This window comes from Paenibacillus sp. ICGEB2008, assembly GCF_000307675.1.
In the GTDB taxonomy this organism is placed as follows: Bacteria; Bacillota; Bacilli; order Paenibacillales; family Paenibacillaceae; genus Paenibacillus; species Paenibacillus polymyxa.
The window spans coordinates 497,372-515,363 of record NZ_AMQU01000016.1 but is presented as its reverse complement, the minus strand read 5'-3'; the positions used below and the strand labels follow the sequence as shown (position 1 = coordinate 515,363).

15 protein-coding genes and 1 pseudogene are annotated in these 17,992 nt (G+C 43.1%); 2 read left to right on the top strand and 14 right to left on the bottom strand.

What is annotated here, in order from left to right; all coding sequences use genetic code 11:
• Positions 1-391 precede the first annotated feature (391 nt).
• The 3 genes from C400_RS0117450 to C400_RS0117440 all read right to left on the bottom strand — a co-directional run bounded on the left by C400_RS0117450 (position 392) and on the right by C400_RS0117440 (position 3,849).
• Entirely contained in the window at positions 392-1,612 is a 1,221-nt protein-coding gene (locus C400_RS0117450; RefSeq protein WP_017427757.1) for an MFS transporter, read from the bottom strand.
• 36 nt (positions 1,613-1,648) lie between these two features.
• On the bottom strand, positions 1,649-2,650 hold the full coding sequence (locus C400_RS0117445) for an ROK family protein (protein WP_017427756.1): 1,002 nt from the start codon (positions 2,648-2,650) through the stop codon (positions 1,649-1,651).
• 242 nt (positions 2,651-2,892) lie between these two features.
• Complete coding sequence (locus C400_RS0117440) at positions 2,893-3,849, bottom strand: tyrosine-type recombinase/integrase (protein WP_017427755.1); 957 nt, start codon at positions 3,847-3,849, stop codon at positions 2,893-2,895.
• A 466-nt stretch (positions 3,850-4,315) separates the two neighbouring features.
• Between C400_RS0117440 and aiiA the strand changes: the two are divergent.
• Both aiiA and C400_RS28025 read left to right on the top strand, forming a co-directional pair.
• Positions 4,316-5,071, top strand: a pseudogene (aiiA, locus tag C400_RS0117435) (quorum-quenching N-acyl homoserine lactonase AiiA).
• 359 nt (positions 5,072-5,430) lie between these two features.
• Positions 5,431-5,598: a hypothetical protein gene (locus tag C400_RS28025; protein ID WP_007432475.1), complete on the top strand. Its 168-nt coding sequence runs from the start codon at positions 5,431-5,433 to the stop codon at positions 5,596-5,598.
• 81 nt (positions 5,599-5,679) lie between these two features.
• On the opposite strand, the gene C400_RS0117425 is transcribed toward C400_RS28025, so the two are convergent.
• From C400_RS0117425 to C400_RS0117375, 11 genes are all read right to left on the bottom strand, one after another.
• Entirely contained in the window at positions 5,680-6,726 is a 1,047-nt protein-coding gene (locus tag C400_RS0117425) for a FecCD family ABC transporter permease (protein WP_017427753.1), read from the bottom strand.
• A 1-nt stretch (position 6,727) separates the two neighbouring features.
• The gene (locus C400_RS0117420) at positions 6,728-7,792 is read right to left on the bottom strand and encodes a FecCD family ABC transporter permease (protein ID WP_017427752.1); all 1,065 of its coding nucleotides are present in this window, start codon (positions 7,790-7,792) and stop codon (positions 6,728-6,730) included.
• A gap of 229 nt (positions 7,793-8,021) precedes the next feature.
• A complete protein-coding gene (locus tag C400_RS0117415) occupies positions 8,022-9,002 on the bottom strand; it encodes an ABC transporter substrate-binding protein (RefSeq protein ID WP_016820752.1) in 981 nt (326 codons plus the stop codon).
• 37 nt (positions 9,003-9,039) lie between these two features.
• Positions 9,040-10,755: an ABC transporter ATP-binding protein gene (locus C400_RS0117410; RefSeq protein WP_016820751.1), complete on the bottom strand. Its 1,716-nt coding sequence runs from the start codon at positions 10,753-10,755 to the stop codon at positions 9,040-9,042.
• Between the two features lie 33 nt (positions 10,756-10,788).
• A complete protein-coding gene (locus C400_RS0117405) occupies positions 10,789-11,796 on the bottom strand; it encodes an ABC transporter substrate-binding protein (RefSeq protein ID WP_017427751.1) in 1,008 nt (335 codons plus the stop codon).
• 222 nt (positions 11,797-12,018) lie between these two features.
• On the bottom strand, positions 12,019-12,939 hold the full coding sequence (gene rbsB, locus C400_RS0117400) for a ribose ABC transporter substrate-binding protein RbsB (RefSeq protein WP_017427750.1): 921 nt from the start codon (positions 12,937-12,939) through the stop codon (positions 12,019-12,021).
• Positions 12,940-12,973: 34 nt separating this feature from the next.
• Positions 12,974-13,942, bottom strand: coding sequence for a ribose ABC transporter permease RbsC (gene rbsC / locus C400_RS0117395; protein WP_017427749.1), 969 nt, complete (start codon positions 13,940-13,942; stop codon positions 12,974-12,976).
• Between the two features lies 1 nt (position 13,943).
• The gene (locus C400_RS0117390) at positions 13,944-15,425 is read right to left on the bottom strand and encodes a sugar ABC transporter ATP-binding protein (protein WP_017427748.1); all 1,482 of its coding nucleotides are present in this window, start codon (positions 15,423-15,425) and stop codon (positions 13,944-13,946) included.
• 31 nt (positions 15,426-15,456) lie between these two features.
• On the bottom strand, positions 15,457-15,891 hold the full coding sequence (rbsD, locus tag C400_RS0117385; protein WP_017427747.1) for a D-ribose pyranase: 435 nt from the start codon (positions 15,889-15,891) through the stop codon (positions 15,457-15,459).
• Positions 15,891-16,769: a ribokinase gene (gene rbsK, locus C400_RS0117380; RefSeq protein ID WP_017427746.1), complete on the bottom strand. Its 879-nt coding sequence runs from the start codon at positions 16,767-16,769 to the stop codon at positions 15,891-15,893. Before rbsK ends, rbsD begins: the two co-directional genes overlap by 1 nt.
• Positions 16,762-17,790, bottom strand: a complete 1,029-nt coding sequence (locus C400_RS0117375) for a LacI family DNA-binding transcriptional regulator (RefSeq protein ID WP_017427745.1) — start codon at positions 17,788-17,790, stop codon at positions 16,762-16,764. The genes rbsK and C400_RS0117375 overlap by 8 nt, the downstream gene beginning before the upstream one ends.
• Positions 17,791-17,992: the final 202 nt, after the last annotated feature.

The window sequence follows — 17,992 nt, the reverse complement described above, 5'->3', positions numbered from 1 at the left end:
TCAAAGTCTCTATTAACCTAAGACATTTTCAATCCCCACATTGTCCCACTCCCTTGTATTCGTATCTCGACCTTTAGCAAAACCTATCCAATGTAATGGGCTCGAAACAGATTCGATTCACTTCATAAATCACTTAATTAAACATGTTAATAAAGTTAGTAAAAAAAAGACCTTTATTAAGTGGATACAAAGCTACTCGAAAAAATCATCGATGGAGCGGTAAGGCTTTACTTCTATAGGATCTCTTGATAACACTACACAACAATACGTTCCCCCCCATATAACTAAACATAATAAAATGAGTGAGATCATAGGGTACTCTCCTTTCTCTTTTAGGTTATATATTTACTTTAGCCGATGAAACGCGTTTCAGGTCAAGTTGTAATTTGTCTTAACTCTTCAAAATTTTCTTCTTCAGTATCCGATTCACTTGTTCTGAACTGAGCAGCATAAAAAGAAGGAACACAACGACTGCAACTGGAAAAAAATGAATACTTACCTGTGAAGCTATAATCCCAAAAATGGGCGGGAGCAAAGTCGTTCCTGTATAAGCAACTGCCATTTGATACCCCATGAGTTTAGCGGAATTTTCCTTACCAAACCGTGTTGGTGTTTCATGAAGAAGTCCAGGGTAAATCGGCGCAAGCCCTAAACCAATAAGAATAAAACCGGGTAATAAAAAGGCAACAGGCAAAGGAAGCAACAAAATGAGTCCTCCTGCAACAGCAGTAAGTTGGCCAATTCGGATTAGCATACCATTATTTATTTTTATAGTTACAAACCCCGTAATAAGCCTGCCAACCGTGATTCCACCATAGTATAAAGATATCCAACCAGCAGCAGTGTCGGCTGTGATGTTCCTTGCGCTTACCAAATAGCTGGCTCCCCATAAGCCCACCGTGGCTTCCACACCACAATAAAACAAAAAAGCAATGAGCGTGTTCTTAACTCCTTTCATTTGAATTGGATTTTGTTTGGGTATGTTCTCAACTTGTACGATATTGTCATCCATCTGTGAGTAGTCTGATGGGGATTCAGAAATAATGGGATTTTGTATCGCGGTAACACGTTTCCATAATGGCAGTGTAATGAGCAAAATAATAACAAGGCCCCACTGAATCATGGATACGGCTGTGTAACCACTTCTCCATGAATTGTAGTTCGAAATGTAGAAAGACATAATTATTGGCCCCATGGTAGCTCCAACTCCCCAAAAGCAATGCAGCCAACTCATATGATGTGCCTTATAATGAGTAGCCACATACTGATTGAGTGCTGCATCAACAACTCCCCCGCCAAGACCAAGAGGAATTGCTAATAGTACAAGCCAAAATAATGAAGGCGCAAAAGAAAATCCAAGTAACGCTCCTGCAGTCAAAAAGCAGCTCATTAGGGTAATCTTACCTGTGCCTATTTTTTCAATGATACTTCCGCTAGCTAGACTTGATACAATGGTTCCGCCTGCAACGACCATGGATACTATTCCAGCTGGCCCAAAAGCTGCCCCAAGTTCCGGCCACATCACAGGCCATGCTGCCCCAAACAGGGAATCCGGGATTCCCAAGCTAATAAACGCTAGATAAATAATAATCAGAAACCAGGTTGCCAACATTCCTTTCCTCCTCTGCTCAATACGATGATGTCATTATTATTTAAAGACAATAATAGGACGTTCTAATTCTTTTAGAGTTAACCCTCTCAACCCTGTTTTAAAATCTTCATAAAATAAATCTGAGAGAACAATGTCAGGATACAAAGGCATCTCATGCTTAGCTTTGTAGGCTTCCAAAAAATGATAGAAAGCCTCTTCTTCTATATTCTCTCTATAGACCACAATTTGATTAGGATCGAATACAGACTGTAATATTTGAATAATTTCACATACACTATTGAAAAAAACTTCTCTTCCCTTGCTTTCATCCCAAACTATAGACGGAAGGAATTTGATTTCACCAGCCAATCCATGCTTGCCCTTTAAAACCCCATTACGCAAATAAATTCCCATCCCCGGTGGTGAATTTTCAGGAAAATAGACAGCCAGCACACATTGATCTTCATCGATCTGTTCTCTGTAAACGTATCCACATACAGCCGCATTTACATCATTCTCCACAATAACTGGCAAACCAAATTGGCTCTGCACATCCTCTGCCAGCCGAATTCCATTCAACCTTTCATGACTGCTGACTGTAATCTCTCCATCTACAGATTGTCCCGGGATTCCAATACCAATAACTTTAATGGAAGGATAAAGAGAAATGATATCTTGAATTATGGAATAAAATTGTGTAGCATCAAAAATTTGAAAGGGATGTTCTTCTTTCATGAGGACGTCCTCGTTTAAATTAACTACCGTGGTCGATACTACATCCATTCCTTGTTTTTCATTAATGTGTATAATCAGTGCCAGACTATACTCATAATTAAAACGATAGGTTAACGCATGTCTACCACCATTTGAAGGAACGATTTCATCTTCAAAAATTTCTCCATTATTAAGCAATTCCTGCATAAGAGTGTTGATAGTCACCACGCTTAAATCAGTCAATGCGGCCAGTTGGGGCTTTGTGGCCTTGCTAACCTGCTTCAATACTTTGCGAACCAGATTCAAGTTTATTTCTTTAATTAAATTTGTATTGGCTTTTTCCATACAGTGCTCCTTTGTTTACAAAATTAGTGAGACCACTTCATAAACCATATTTATAAAGTGATCTCACTAATCTTGTAGCAAAATATTACCTTTGTCAAGAGCATAGGATACTGGCTATTAAATAAGAACGTAAAATCATGGTTACAATTTACAATTCAAGTTTTAATTCTTTTAATTGGTTTACATAATAATATTTATGTAAACCAATTTATTTCATTATACAATACACTCGTGGAACATACTTACAATCCCGTTATTGGGATCTGAATATCCAGCTTATCCATCGCTTTTTCTTTTTCTCGATCTGTAACATGAGTATATACCGTTGTCGTTTGGATGGATGAGTGCCCTAATAGCTCCTGTACGGTACGTAGGTCTGCTCCTTTACGTAATAGCATTGTCGCAAATGTATGTCGCAGCTTATGGCTGGAATAAGCCTCCCGACGTTCTATACCCTTTTCTTCCTGGAATCGTTCAAACGTTTCTGTAGCAATCTGTTGAATAGAACGCACTGCCAGACGTCGGCCTTTTTGGGATACGAACATCGCGTCCTCTTTACCTCTCCACGGCGTCAATCTTTCCTCCAACGCTTGCTCTATAAAATCACATACAGCCGTTGGTACTGGAAGGGTACGCCATTTACGCCCTTTACCGAACACATCTAATGTGCGTCTTTCTCGGCTGTAATCCGAGACATTCAAAGAATGGACCTCCCCCACCCGCAATCCCATGTAGACCATGAGCAGAAAAATAGCCATATTACGATTTGCATATTTCCCTTCCACCGCAAGCAAAAATGGCTGAATGTCCTTCTCATCCAGATAAACGGGCATACGATTCTTTTCAGTCTTTGCTTTTTTAATTCCCGCTGCCGGATTGGTGCTGCATAATTCAAATTCCTGTAGCGCTCTAAAAAAACTATTCACCGCAGCATGCTTCCGGTTCCGCGTACTATCTCCGGCGCCTCCCTCCCGCGCTTTAGATAAATATGACATCACATGAATCTTTTTCACCTGGTCGAGTGGTTTATCACGCAATGTACGTAAAAACTGTTTTACATCCCCTGTGTAATTCTTTTGCGTATGTATCGTATATCCGGCATCCTTCATCCAGATCAAAAATGCTTCCAGCTCCTCATTATACACTTCATCAATTTCGTCTATAGTATCCAGATCCATATGACGCAATTCTTTTTTCATCGTGCTTGCCTCCATTCAGTTCAAAATCCAAAAAATGCTGTAAAACGATCATTTTCGTCTGATTTTTATCGACAATCCAATCGACATCTTATGCAGGAGAGCATCTAAAAGTCGTTTTAAACCTAAACTGCGTATAATTTATATTATACGCAGTTTTTTGAGCCCTTTTTAAGTATAAATAAAGCGTGTCTCTCTTGTCCAGTCTATGTACTTACCCTTTTTTGTTCATCCGATTATACGTCAACACATACTGCCTGTCTGACGGCAGATTCCTGCTGGACGCCTACATGTCTTATCATTTAAACTATTAAAAATTAATTTTTGAAAGAGCGGCATTACAGCGAAAACATGGGCCTCCATCGCCCCATCTTACAAACAAAAATACAAACATCACTTTCCACCAGCTGTAATCCTGCTTATTACTACATAATAATTATTATGTAAACTAAAACTGGAGGATGATTGTATGATTAACAAATTGCACTGGTTGCCGGTCGGTCAGCTTGATATTGATCGCTCCTCACTCAACCATCATGCACAGCCCGGTGAACTGGTGCGTCTGCAAATCTGGTCGTATCTGCTGGAGACAGATCACGGTCCGATTCTCATTGATACCGGTATGCCAGATTCGTTTATCGACAACCCGGATTATTTTAAAAGTACACCGTTTGAAAGACGCTTCATCCCCCGTATGACAGCCAATGATAGTATCGTGGCAGTATTGGATCGGATCGGCTATCAACCAGACGATATTCATGCCATCGTTATCTCCCATATGCATATGGATCATGCCGGAGGCAATCCGCATTTTCCGAATACACCGATTTATGTGCAGCAGACCGAAGCAGACGCTGCGATCGGTAATCTAGAGTATGCGCCGCCGGAATGCGTGCAGACGAACTTGAATTACCGACTGCTCCAAGGGGACCATGAGCTGGTTCCGGGCTTGCAACTGCTCTATACTCCGGGTCATTCGCCGGGTCATCAGTCCGCGCTGATCACAACAAAGGAATCGGGTCCGATCATGCTGACGATTGATGTTGCCTATACTCAGGAGAATTACGCAAACGACGTGCCATTTGACGGCTTTGACCGTGAACAGACGCGCCAGTCAATTGCCCGTATTCAGTAGATTGTGCAGGAGGTCAAGCCGAGTCTGTTGTTCTTCGGTCATGATCCTGAGCAAGTAGCTGTTCAGCCAGTATATCCACAATATAAATAATGATAAATGTTATAGCCTCTTATTCTTTTCTTCTCATTAGGTAGTTGTAACCTTTGCAGTTTTGGTTGGCTCCTCACCACAGCTTCCAGCAAATTGATAAGTGATTCCATATATGTGAAGCTAATTGTCCCTAATCTCCTGTTATCGCCAGCATAAGGAAGTATATCTAAGAACTCATGGGGTGAGTAGCTGTCGACACGGTATGGATGATGAGGATAAGTATTTTGCTGTCTCGTTCCGTTTTCCCTTGATCATCCAGCACGATATACTTAAAGAAGTCGAAAGGCAACCTTATATTCAGTCTATGCTTATTTCTAAAATGTAGATTTATTCATGACAAAGGGAGTGTTCATTTATTTATGAGTACCGAAATGCTGGAACGTCGAAGTGAGATTTTAAAACGAAACATTCATCAGCTGCTGGTTCAGGAAAATCAACACGGTGTGACACGGCAGGAAAATTACACGTTGCATAAAATGATCAGAGAGTTGCATCAAACCTCTCATGCCTTGAATACTTCCCGTTGAGATGAAAGGCTGCTACAAGAAATAAAAAAAATAACCTTCAGTTCCACTTCCTTAGTGGTGTTGAAGGTTATTTTTTATTTTTTATCCTTTTGAGCGACTCAGCAAATATAAGAAGTATGGCGCACCTATGATGGCAACAATTAATCCTGTCGGAATTTCTTTCTGTAAAGGTAAGGCTCGTGTGATCGTATCCGCTACGAGTACCAGAAGTGCTCCGACTAAAGCACACGTTACAAGCAACATTTTATGCTTCGGACCCACCAGCTTTCTTGCCAAATGTGGAGCTACCAAACCGACAAAACCGATTCCGCCACTAACCGACACACTTGAACTAGCCAGTCCGACCGCAGCCGCGAGGAGAAGAATACGTTCCTTTTCGATAGGTGTACCTAACCCGGATGCCGTCTGATCCCCCAAATTAAGCACATTCATAACATTTGCTTTATAGTATGCGAAAGGAAGCAATACAATTAGCCAAGGCAGCAGAGCCATTACGAATTTCCAATTTGAACCCCATATGCTTCCTGCTAACCAATTAGCTACAAACGTGTAGCTTTCAGGTGTTAACTTAAGAGTCATAATGATCATGGCAGCACTGATACCCGCCGCTACCCCAATTCCGCTCAGCAATAGCCTTGTCGGAGAAATACCTTCGCCTTTTTTGTAAGAAAGAGCATAAATCAGAATAGCAGCCGCTCCCGATCCAATGAGCGCAAGAGCGGGAAGTAAAAATAATGAATTCATCGTTTGCATCGATGGGAAAAGCAGTACAAACAGCATAACCATCAGCCCGGCGCCTGCATTAATCCCCAGAATACCAGGGTCCGCTAGGCTGTTACGCGATACCCCCTGCATAATGCAACCGGAAACAGCCAAACCTGCGCCAATCAGAATGGAAATAACCATTCTCGGCAACCGGAATTCAAACAGAATTAATTCCTGCTGTGGAGTCCCTTGTCCGAACAAGGTTCTAAAAAGCTCCATTGGCGAAAGCCGGATCGTTCCCGTATTCGCGCTTATGGTGAATGCAGCAACGAGCAATACAAGCAAAATGATAACAACGATCCAATCATGGATTTTTTTACGGTGACTTGCTTTGGCAATAGCCCCATTCGTAACGTTACTCATCTTACAGTGCCCTCCTTTCTTTACGTGCCAGATAAAGGAAGAATGGAACACCAATTAAGGCAATAAGTACGCCCACTGGTGTTTCCTCAGGTGCGTTAATCATACGAGCCGCCAGATCGGCAAAAACGATAAGTAAAGCTCCCATAATAGCCGAACAAGGAATAATCCAGCGATAATCAACCCCAACCAGTTTGCGCGTAATATGGGGAATAATCAACCCTACGAACCCTATAGAACCAACCAACGATACCGCGGCACCCGCCAGGATCAATACGAGAATCATCCCGGCGATCTTTACCATCCCAGTTCGCTGACCAAGACTCAACGCAATTTCATCGCCTAGACTAAGTAACGTAATAGAGCGTGATAACATGAGAGCACCGATAAAAGCTGCCACAACCCACGGAACGACAATGCCTAGCTGAACCCACTTAGTTCCACTAAGTCCCCCAGCGTACCAAAAGGCCAAATCCTGTCCAACATTAAAGTATAAACTGATCGTATCACCTAAGGCAGACAGCAACGCTGTGACAGCTGCACCCGCCAATACAAGACGAACTGGCGTAATACCTGATTTGGAAATAGCGCTTGTACCATAGACCATCACAACCGCCAAGGCTGCACCTACAAAAGAATACAACATTAACTGCAAAAAGGAAGTACCCGGAAAAAGAGCAAAGCAAATCGCCATCGTCAAGCTGGCGCCCGAATTCAGCCCAAGCAAGCCAGAGTCCGCAAGCGGATTGCGGGTCATTCCCTGCATAATGGCCCCTGCTACGGCAAAACAAACTCCGATTAACACACCACCCAGAATTCGAGGTAGACGGATTTCCCATATAATTTGATGGTTTTGCAGCTCAGGATTAAAATGAAAGACGGCGTTCCAGACCTCCTCCAATCTGATTGAGGCAGCACCAAATGATAAAGAAAGAGCGATACCGAACGCTAACAGTGCTAATCCGGCTGTCAGGATAAGCGAAGCCGCCCATGGCCGCGAGTGAAATTGAGTCGGCGGCTGATTGTGATTACTTTGAGCAGGACTATCCGAAGATTCTGATAATTTCATAACTATGGTTCACCCTTACTGTTGAATAGTATGTAGGTATCACGAAAACCTGTAGTGGAGATAATGTTTGATAATGAGAATTATTATCAAGCAATCTTTACTATTGTAAATTAATGTGGCAACGGCTTCAATAGCAAAATTTCGACGATTCTCTAATGCCCTGCTATTTTGTGAAAAAACAAAGCCCTCCGGCAAAAATACCAAAGGGCTGCCAACATTACCGAAACCATTACTTCTGTGAGACGTTTTCTTTATTCCGCTGGACGATCATATCTGCCAATTCTTCAGCTTGCCCCATAATAGCGATAGGATCGAAGTACCAGTATCGATCCTCCTGAAGCTCAAAAACCTTCCCATTCCGGACTGCACTTAGTGATTTCCATATGCTGTCTCCTTCATAACCGCTCAAATCCTTGTTAACCGTCAGAAAAATGTAAGAGCCAGCATATTGATTAATAACTTCCTTGGAAATTGACTTCCATTGAGTCTCGCCTAATAGTTCTTTTTGGACAAGTGGTGGAGGTGTCAAATTCAATCCTCTATAAACCGCCTGTCCTCCTCTGCCAAAATTATCACCGTATACATAGTATTCTTTATCTGTGGCTTCCATTACTGTGAAAGTATCCCCGGGTTGAACAATTCCCTTTAATTTGTCACGTGCAGCTTGCAATCGCTGGTCGTATTGGGCAAGCCATGTTTTGGCTTCCTGTTCTTTTCCCAGCAGCTCACCAAAAGCTGTCAGTTCCTCATGCACATTCTTGTATGTTCCATAAGGGATGACTATCGTCGGAGCAATTTTACTATATTTTTCATATTCAGAAGCATCCTTGGAACCAATCAGAATCATATCCGGCTGTAGAGCCAATACTTTTTCAATGGATACACTACCGCGGTCTCCAATGCTTGCAATGCCTTGTACAAGATCCTTTGAAAACGGATTATCCAGATAATATTTAACACTTCCCACAGGTTTAATTCCTAATGCTAATAAATCATTCTGGTACATATCTACTACAATCCGCTGAGGATGAATCGGAATCTGAATATCCCCATGAATCGTCTTAACTGTTTTCGTTGCAGCTGACTTTGATTCACCAGAAGCTTGATTTTGCTTTTCGTCTGGCTGATTTACCTTTCCACTACAGGCGCTAAGAATGACAATGACTGACAAAAGCATCGTCACAATCCACATTTTCTTTGTCAAACTCATTCATTCCTCTCTCTATTTACGAAGTCGCAATTGACTCTTACGTTCCATACTGAGCTTGGTGTAGGCGGCTATATGCACCTTTTACAGCCATTAATTCTTCATGTTTTCCTTGCTCGGCAATCCCTTGATCTGCAACTACAATAATGCGGTCAGCATTTTTAATCGTTGCCAGACGATGGGCAATCACGAGTGTCGTGCGACCTTGAGATAGCTCTGTCAGAGCTTGCTGAATTGCAGCTTCTGTCTCTGTATCCAATGCCGATGTCGCTTCATCCAAAATGAGAATTGGCGGATTTTTCAGAAACATCCGGGCAATGGATAAACGTTGCTTTTGACCACCGGACAGCTTTACGCCTCGCTCACCGATCATCGTATCCAGCCCTTCTGGATAGGATCGAACAAGTTCTTCAATCTGGGCTCGACGGGCAGCATCCCAGATCTCATCTTCTGAAGCATCAAGTTTGCCGTAAGCGATATTTTCACGAATCGTTCCATCAAAAAGGAATACATCCTGCTGTACGATTCCAATCATGGACCGCAGCGAATCCAGCTTCATTTCACGGATATCCATACCATCAATCTTAATGCTGCCTTCCTCGACATCATAGAAGCGTGGCAGCAAGCTGCAAAGTGTCGTTTTGCCTGCTCCTGAAGGACCCACAAGAGCTACAGTTTCTCCCGCATGAATAGCAAGGTCCACTTTGCGCAGTACCTTGTCTTTGTTTTCATAGCCAAACGTTACACCTTCAAATTGAATATCTCCGTTGAGATGCTTAACGGTCTTCGCACCTGGAAGATCCTCTACGTCAGATTCACTTTCCAGCAAATCCAAGTAACGTCGGAAGCCGGCAATTCCTTTGGGATACGTTTCAATGACAGAGTTAATTTGTTTGATGGGTGCGAGGAATACATTGGACAACATTACAAATGCGATAAATTCCCCATAGGACATCTGCCCCTTAATAACAAACCATGTTCCACATACAAGCACAAACAACGAGACCAGCTTCATCAGAATAAAGCTAATTGAAGAATTCCATGCCATAATGCGATATGCGATCAGCTTTGTTTTACGAAACCGTCCATTATTCTCAGCAAAACGATCCATTTCATGTGCTTCGTTGGAAAACGCTTGAACAACACGTATACCGCTAACGTTATTTTCAATCCGGGCGTTGTAATCCGCAATATCAGAAAACATGCGATGGAAAGCAGCATTCATTTTGCGACTAAAATACAAGGACAGGTAGATCATCAGTGGAACAATAATGAATGTCAGCACAGCCAGCTTCCAGTTAATGCTGAGCATGATACCGAAAGCCCCGCCCAGAGTCATCAGTGCAATGAACAAATCTTCTGGTCCGTGGTGGGCAATCTCTCCGATATCCATCAGATCGTTGGTCATACGGGAGACCAGATGGCCTGTTTTGTTATTGTCAAAAAAGCGAAAGGATTGCTTTTGTACTCGATCAAACAGCTTTTTACGCATATCTGACTCAATGTTAATCCCCAGCTTGTGTCCCCAATAGGTAACGACATAATTCAATCCGGCGCTTACGACATAAATCCCAAGCAAAGATAAACAGGCAAATAAAATCCATTTCCAATTTCCACTGGGTAGCAAATCATCAACTACCCGATTGACTGCAAGCGGAAAAGCTAACTCCAGCAGTGCAGCTAGTATGGCGCAAGTAAAATCAATGATAAACAAAGTCCGGTAGGGACGGTAATATTCAAAAAATCGTCTTAGCATATGACTTCTCCCTTCCTATTTAAATGAGCTGATTTATTTAGGTTCGACGGAAAACATGTTAACGGCCTCATCCAGTGATTGATCGATAGCCAGTGGTGAGTAGGTAAACCAAGGATCGGCCTTGATGAAATACACTTTGTGGTTTTTGACAGCCGGGAGATTTCTCCACAGCGCACTTTGTTCAATTTCCTTCAACATTCCGTCCTTAGTCGCTTCATCGTAAACCAGCATAATAATACGATCTCCTGACAGTTCAGGCAGTTTTTCCATCGAAATGCTATCGTATACAAAGTTATACTTCGGGTCCTTTGCGAGCTTCTGACGTATGTACTCTGGAGGATTCAATTCCAGTGAACGGTAGATGACATGTCCTACATTTCGCGCCCCGTACACTCTCAGCACGTCCTTACCGTAGGTCATATAAATGGTAATCTTTTCATCTTTCTTGAATTTTCCAGCCATCTTTTTTCGACCTTCTTCAGCCTTTTTGTCAAAACTAGCAATCCACTGATCGGCTTCCTTGTCCTTACCTAGTACGGCTGCGACATCCCGCAGCTGCTTAAATACATCTCCATCTCCAAAAGAAACGGCTACGGTTGGAGCAATCTTCTCCAGCTGCTCCCTCACTTCTGGCGAGGTATCTTCTGTTGCTATAATCAGATCAGGTTGTAGCTCTAGTACCTTTTCCACATTCGTTGGGTTCCCAATATCAGCAATCCCGTCAATCTTTCCTTTCAAATAGTCGCCTTCTAACACATGAGAAGCAGCCCCTACTGGTTTAACACCTAAAGCCAGCATCGCATCCAAATATTGTGTCGTGACAACCCGCTGTGGATTCGCAGGGATACTGATCTTTTTGCCAGTGGCATCAATATATTCGCGCATGGCAACTGATTTGGATTGCCCGTTAAGAGTATCCGTTCCACCCTTTTCATTGGTCTGGTTACTACTTGCTGTGTTTCCGCATGCAGCCAATACAACCATCAAAAAAACGGCAAAACCAAGCATAATTCCTCTTTTTAATCTGTTCTTTTGTTGCACAATATACGTCCTCCTTAGATATATGCCTTCATAAAATGATAGTGATTCTCATTATCATACAAGTGTTATTCTATCTTTTACCGTCTCTTCTTACAATACAAAAATTAAAAACTTCCATTTATGTGTATATATCGTCTTGGCAAAATATCCAAAAAAAAAAGAACTGATGCGTATTCTTTGCATCAGTTCGAAAGCTTCATAGGTTGGTTCACATGCCCATTCCTATTTGGATTGATCCACTAACTCCAGTTTGGCGGGAATCGATGTTTTCACGGTTTTACCTTGAAGTACATCCTTGGCTGCTTGCACTGCCAATTGTCCAATCAACTCAGGCTGCTGAGCCACAGTAGCTGTCAGCTTCCCTTCCTTAATTGATTTAAGCGCATCCTCGTTACCATCAAAGCCGATGACTGGAATATTCTTACCAGAGCTTTGAATGGCTTCAATCGCTCCCAACGCCATTTCATCATTGTGGGCAAATACCGCCTGAACATCCGGGTTGCCTTGCAGTAGATTTTCCATCACATTCAAACCTTTGGTCCGATCAAAATCAGCCGACTGCTTGGCGATGACCTTCAGGTCCTTATCTGCCACTTCATGGAAGCCTTTCCCACGTTCACGGGTAGCCGATGCGCCTGGAACGCCTTCCAACTCAATAACCTTGGCGCCTTTTCCGACTTGATCAATCACGTATCTGGCAGCCATCCGTCCTCCCTCGACGTTGTCTGAAGCGACTAGCGCTTTCACATCACCTTTGTCAGCGGAACGGTCCAGCGTAATTACAGGAATGTTCAAAGCATTCGCTGACTGTACCACAGTGGAGATAGCCGACGAATCTGTCGGATTAATGAGTAACGCATTTACTCCCTGTTGGATCAGATCATCCACATCATTACTTTGCTTCGCAGAATCATTTTGTGCATCGACCACAATAACCTGCAATCCTTGTTTTTTGGCCTCTGCAACAACTCCGTCTTTGAGGGAAACGAAGAATGGATTATTCAATGTTGAGATCGACAAGCCGATTTTAATGTCCTTCAGGTCTGCAGCCGCTTTAGGCTTCGCCCATTCGGGCGGTTCCAGGGAACACCCTGTCATGAGCAGGAGCAGCAAGGATGTCATGATTAATGTAAGCTTTTTCATATTTGTGTGTCTCCTTCTATGCAGATTAGGTGTATTATGCGGATTTTTTACGGTCAATCAATACAGCAATAGCAATGACGATTCCTTTTACGACCATTTGGTAAAAAGAGTTAACCCCCAGCAAATTCAAGCCGTTGTTTAGTGTCCCGATGATTAGCACACCAATTAATGTACCTACAATCCGTCCGCGTCCTCCCGAAAGGCTTGTTCCACCTAGTACGACAGCCGCAATGGCATCCAGTTCATAAGAAGCACCTGCTGTCGGCTGCGCTGAATTCAAGCGTGAGGTCAAGATAGCACCCGCCAATGCGGAAAGCATTCCCGCCAAAGAGTAAATCCAGATTTTTACACGTGGTACTTTAATACCTGAAACAATCGAAGCTTTCTCGTTGCCGCCGATGGCATACGTTTTGCGTCCGAAAGGTGTTTTATGCAGAATGATCCAAAGAGCAGCAAAGGTAATGAGCATCGTAATCGCCGGGACCGGAATACCAAACTGATAACCACGACCGAATAATTGAAATACCAGACTATCTCCGAGCCCCGTAATAGGGTTACCGTTGGTATAAACTAATGTTAATCCTCTAAAAATAGTCATGGTTGCGAGTGTGGCGATAAACGGAGCCATTTTACCTTTCGTAATCATCAAGCCGTTGACCATTCCCATCACGCCACCCAATGCACAGCCAATGATAATCGCCAAAATCGGATCGAAGCCGGCCAACATCATATTTGCGACAAACGCACTGGATAGTGCTAATATAGAGCCAACGGACAAATCGATTCCGCCTGTAAGAATAACGAAGGTCATACCAAACGCAATCAACGCATTAATAGATACCTGACGTAACAAATTCAAAATATTAAGCGGTTCCAAAAAGCTGGGATTTAAGGCCGATACAATGATCACCAAAATAATGAGCCCCAACAATGGGCCAAGCTTCTGTGTGATTTGTGATATTTGGATGCCTTTGCTACCTTTTGCTTCATTCATAGTTGTCATATTACTGTCCTCCTGTAGCTAGCGTCATAATATTTTCTTGTGTGGCTTCTTCCCTGCTTAGCTCTCCGCTGATCTTTCCCTCGTGCACCACGACAATACGATCACTCATGCCAAGTACCTCGGGAAGCTCTGAGGATACCATGATAATTGCGACTCCACGTTCGGTCAGTTCGTTCATCAACTGGTAGATTTCCCGTTTGGCTCCTACATCCACGCCTCTCGTCGGTTCGTCAAGAATGAGCACATTGGGACCGATACCTACCCATTTGGCAATAACCACCTTTTGCTGATTGCCACCTGACAAACTGCCAACCGTCGCTTCGGCTGATTGGGTTTTGATTTGTAAGCGCTTAATTAATGTATTAACAAAATCCATCTCTTTTTTGCCTGATATAAATCCTTTTGATGTAAAACTGAACAGATTCGTCAGCACCATGTTTTCCCGAATGGAAAAATCCAGCACTAAGCCCTCATCTTTTCGATCTTCTGTAATGAAGCCAATCCCTAGTTTCACTGCATCATCCGGCTTGCGAATAGACACCTTTTTCCCACGTACGTGTATCTCACCACGATCCAAAGTATCCAGTCCAAATAACGACCGCATGATCTCGGTCCGTCCCGAGCCCATCAAGCCCGAAAAACCTACAATTTCCCCAGAGCGCACTGTAAAATTCACATTTTCAAATAGACCTTTATGTGATGCGTTTTTGACCTCTAGCACCACTTCTCCCAAAGCAGGCGTTCTTACCGGGTAGCGTTCAGTCAGCTCTCTGCCAACCATTTTCCGTACAACCTCGTCAAAATTCGTATCGGGGATCGCTTGAGTATCTACGGTTTTCCCGTCACGCATAATGGTAATCCGATCACAGATCGCGAATATCTCCTCCATCCGATGAGATATATACACAATTGAAACACCATCTTTTTTCAAGGAAGTAATAACCTCAAACAGCTTTTGTATTTCCCGTTCGGTTAAGGCTGCTGTCGGTTCATCCATTACGATCACTTTGGCATCCGTCATGAGTGCTTTGGCTATTTCAATCATTTGTTGTTGACCCACTGAACACTCGCCTGCTTCACCGTTCAAAGGAAGGTTTACTGAAAGCTTGCTAAATTGCTCATTTGCTAGCGCTTTCATTCTAGAGCTATCTAGTAATCCCCACTTGGAAGTCATTTCCTTGCCGATAAATAGATTTTCCAGTACCGTCATCTCTGGCCATACATTCAGTTCCTGGTGAATAAAAGCAATTCCTTTTTGCTCCGCTTCCTTGGGGTTGGCAAAATAGGTTTCCTGACCGTCAATGATGATCGTTCCCTCATCGCGTCGATGCAGTCCGATTAAAATATTCATCAGCGTTGATTTGCCTGCACCATTTTCACCCATGAGGGCATGTACTTCTCCTTCACGGAGATCAAAGTCAACACCACTTAGTACCTGATTGGTTCCAAAGGCTTTGTGAATTCCTTTCATTTGAATCTGCATGCTATTCCCCCCTTTTTTATTCAACACTAATTTATCCAAAAAGAACTCCTGCCTGTAAAATACAATTGGCAAACGGCGTAGCCTCTCCTGTACGGATGACAGCTTTGGCTTGCCGAGTTAATGTCTTAAATTGTTCATGTGAGCAAAACTCAATGACGGCAGTCGGCTGAATAATCTGCGAATGCTCTAGTTGCTCTCCTGCAAAGGTGCGCATAATATACTGGAGTGCTTGTTCATTTTCTTGTTTGATTTCTTCGGCCAGTGTTACTTTTTCAATCATCATATCTGCGGCAATGACATCAACAACGTCCTGAAAGGACGGAATACCCAGTTTCAATGCCAAATCAATTTTGGTAACGCCTTCAGGAACTGGTAAGCCGGCATCAGCCACGACAATAAAGTCCGTGTGGCCGAGATCCGTTAGTATTTTGGATATATGACTGTTAAGAATTCCATGTTTCTTCATTATAATTGCTCCTCCACTTCACGACGGGTTGGCATTCCACCTTGCGCTCCAAATTTGGTAACAGACAAGGACGCAGCCCGATTAGCAAATTTCACACTATCTGCCAGCGATTTCCCTTCAGCTAGTGCTACCGCAAAAGCAGCGTTGAACGTATCTCCTGCACCTGTTGTATCAACGGCTTCTACCTTGTAAGTAGGAACCACAACTTCCTGTTCTCCGTCGAAAAATCGTACACCGTTGCTGCCTTCCGTTACAAACAACTTGTTAGGATACTTGCGCAGTGCTTCTTGAAGACTCATATCCTTAAACATGATGGCGGCTTCATGCTCATTTGGCGTAATGTAGGCTGCATTGGCAATTACGCTTTCTTCCACCTCACGAGCCGGGGCTGGATTCAGCAGCAAGGGTACCTGGTACTTCGCACAAATTTCGCTTACATAGACAATCGTCTCCGCCGGTATTTCCTGTTGAATTAATACAATATCCGAACTTCGAATAACATCAAGCGCTTCTTCCACGTAAGCGGGTGTAACTTCATTATTCGCTGCTTTTACCACGACAATACTGTTATCACCCTCGGCTAGTACAATGTGTGCTGTACCGCTTTCCATATGTGTAACCGGTTTCACATAGTTAATATGAACATGATTTTCTTCAAAATTGCGTAAAATCTGTTGTCCCAAATGGTCGTCTCCTACACGTCCAATCATCGTAACGTCCGCCCCGAGTCGTGCTGCAGCTACTGCCTGATTGGCTCCTTTACCGCCAGGTACGGTTGTAAAGCTTTCTCCCAATACCGTTTCACCAGCACCGGGACGCTTGGAAGAAGTAACTACGAGGTCCATCGAACTGCTTCCGATAACCGAAATTTTAGCCATGATGATCCACCTTTCTCGTTGTTTCCCGTTCGATAAATTTGACGGGCAATTGTATGCTTGAATAGGTAAGTACTTTCGAATGAAGATTAGGTACACTTGACTTCGTTGCTTGCGACTGCTCAATCAATTGAATGAGCAGACCTGCCGCTTCCCAGCCCATTTCATAAGCAGGCTGCCGGATTGTTGATAATGGCGGAAATAACAAGCTGCTTAATGGTATATCATCAAACCCGATAATTTGAACATCTTCCGGGATTTTCTTTCCTAATCTATGTGCTTCATGCATCACCGCGGTAGCTACAATATCGTTACTGGCAATAACTCCGTCCGTATCCGGATACTTGCTGAACAGCTCTTTAGCCCATAACTCAGCTTCCTTGAACGAAAAGGACGTTGTCTCGACGATATGGTAAGCAATACCAGAATGCTGAAGCTCTTCCACTGCTCCGCGAAAACGATCTTGTGCTGGACGAATATGAGCAGGACCCTGCATGACTGTAATTTGTCTGCTGCCACGGGCAACCATAGCCTGTGCAGCCAAGCGACCGCCATGAGCTCCATCCGCATAAACGGAGAGACTGTCACTGGAAGTCCGATCGAGAAAAACGACTGGTATTTTCAGTTTGGCGTAACAGTCGGCAGCAGGGTCATTGGTAGATGAAATAACCCCAACAACATTATTTTGAACAAAAGTATCCATGTAATCTAATTCTTTTTGGCGATCCTCATCACTATTACCGAAAATAATACGAAAATCATTTTCCTGCATTCGATCCTCCACCCCACGAGCCAACAAGGGAAAGTAAGGGTTTGTAATATCCGGCAGCAGCAGGCCGATTAATCTGGATTTCTTTTTATACAGAGAACGTGCAACTTCATTAGGCTTGTAATTTAGCTGCTTCACCGCAGCTTCAACTTTTCGCCGTGTATCCTCGTGGACATAGCCGGTTTCATTAATAACTCGGGATACGGTCGCCACGGAAACACCTGCAAAACTTGCTACTTGCTTAATTGTTGTCATAATGTAGGTTCAACTCCAATTGTGTAACCGGTTACAGATATAAAATATCATAGCATTTATTTTTTGACAAGCATTAAATATTTGCACGTCGAAAGCATTAGCCGTATAATTCTTTTTGTAACTGGTGAAGTTTCACCTTTCGCTTACACTAAAGTAGGCAGATTCACTCTCAGTTGCTTAATAAAATATATATATGGAGGCA

Coding starts and splice junctions, on each gene's coding strand:
- C400_RS0117425 (WP_017427753.1), bottom strand. CDS start 6,726: ATGAGTAACGTTACGAATGGGGCTATTGCCAAAGCAAGTCACCGTAAA.
- C400_RS0117410 (WP_016820751.1), bottom strand. CDS start 10,755: ATGCTAAGACGATTTTTTGAATATTACCGTCCCTACCGGACTTTGTTT.
- C400_RS0117420 (WP_017427752.1), bottom strand. CDS start 7,792: ATGAAATTATCAGAATCTTCGGATAGTCCTGCTCAAAGTAATCACAAT.
- C400_RS0117415 (WP_016820752.1), bottom strand. CDS start 9,002: ATGAGTTTGACAAAGAAAATGTGGATTGTGACGATGCTTTTGTCAGTC.
- C400_RS0117440 (WP_017427755.1), bottom strand. CDS start 3,849: ATGAAAAAAGAATTGCGTCATATGGATCTGGATACTATAGACGAAATT.
- C400_RS0117450 (WP_017427757.1), bottom strand. CDS start 1,612: ATGTTGGCAACCTGGTTTCTGATTATTATTTATCTAGCGTTTATTAGC.
- rbsC (WP_017427749.1), bottom strand. CDS start 13,942: ATGACAACTATGAATGAAGCAAAAGGTAGCAAAGGCATCCAAATATCA.
- C400_RS28025 (WP_007432475.1), top strand. CDS start 5,431: ATGAGTACCGAAATGCTGGAACGTCGAAGTGAGATTTTAAAACGAAAC.
- rbsK (WP_017427746.1), bottom strand. CDS start 16,769: ATGGCTAAAATTTCGGTTATCGGAAGCAGTTCGATGGACCTCGTAGTT.
- rbsB (WP_017427750.1), bottom strand. CDS start 12,939: ATGAAAAAGCTTACATTAATCATGACATCCTTGCTGCTCCTGCTCATG.
- C400_RS0117390 (WP_017427748.1), bottom strand. CDS start 15,425: ATGCAGATTCAAATGAAAGGAATTCACAAAGCCTTTGGAACCAATCAG.
- C400_RS0117445 (WP_017427756.1), bottom strand. CDS start 2,650: ATGGAAAAAGCCAATACAAATTTAATTAAAGAAATAAACTTGAATCTG.
- C400_RS0117375 (WP_017427745.1), bottom strand. CDS start 17,790: ATGACAACAATTAAGCAAGTAGCAAGTTTTGCAGGTGTTTCCGTGGCG.
- rbsD (WP_017427747.1), bottom strand. CDS start 15,891: ATGAAGAAACATGGAATTCTTAACAGTCATATATCCAAAATACTAACG.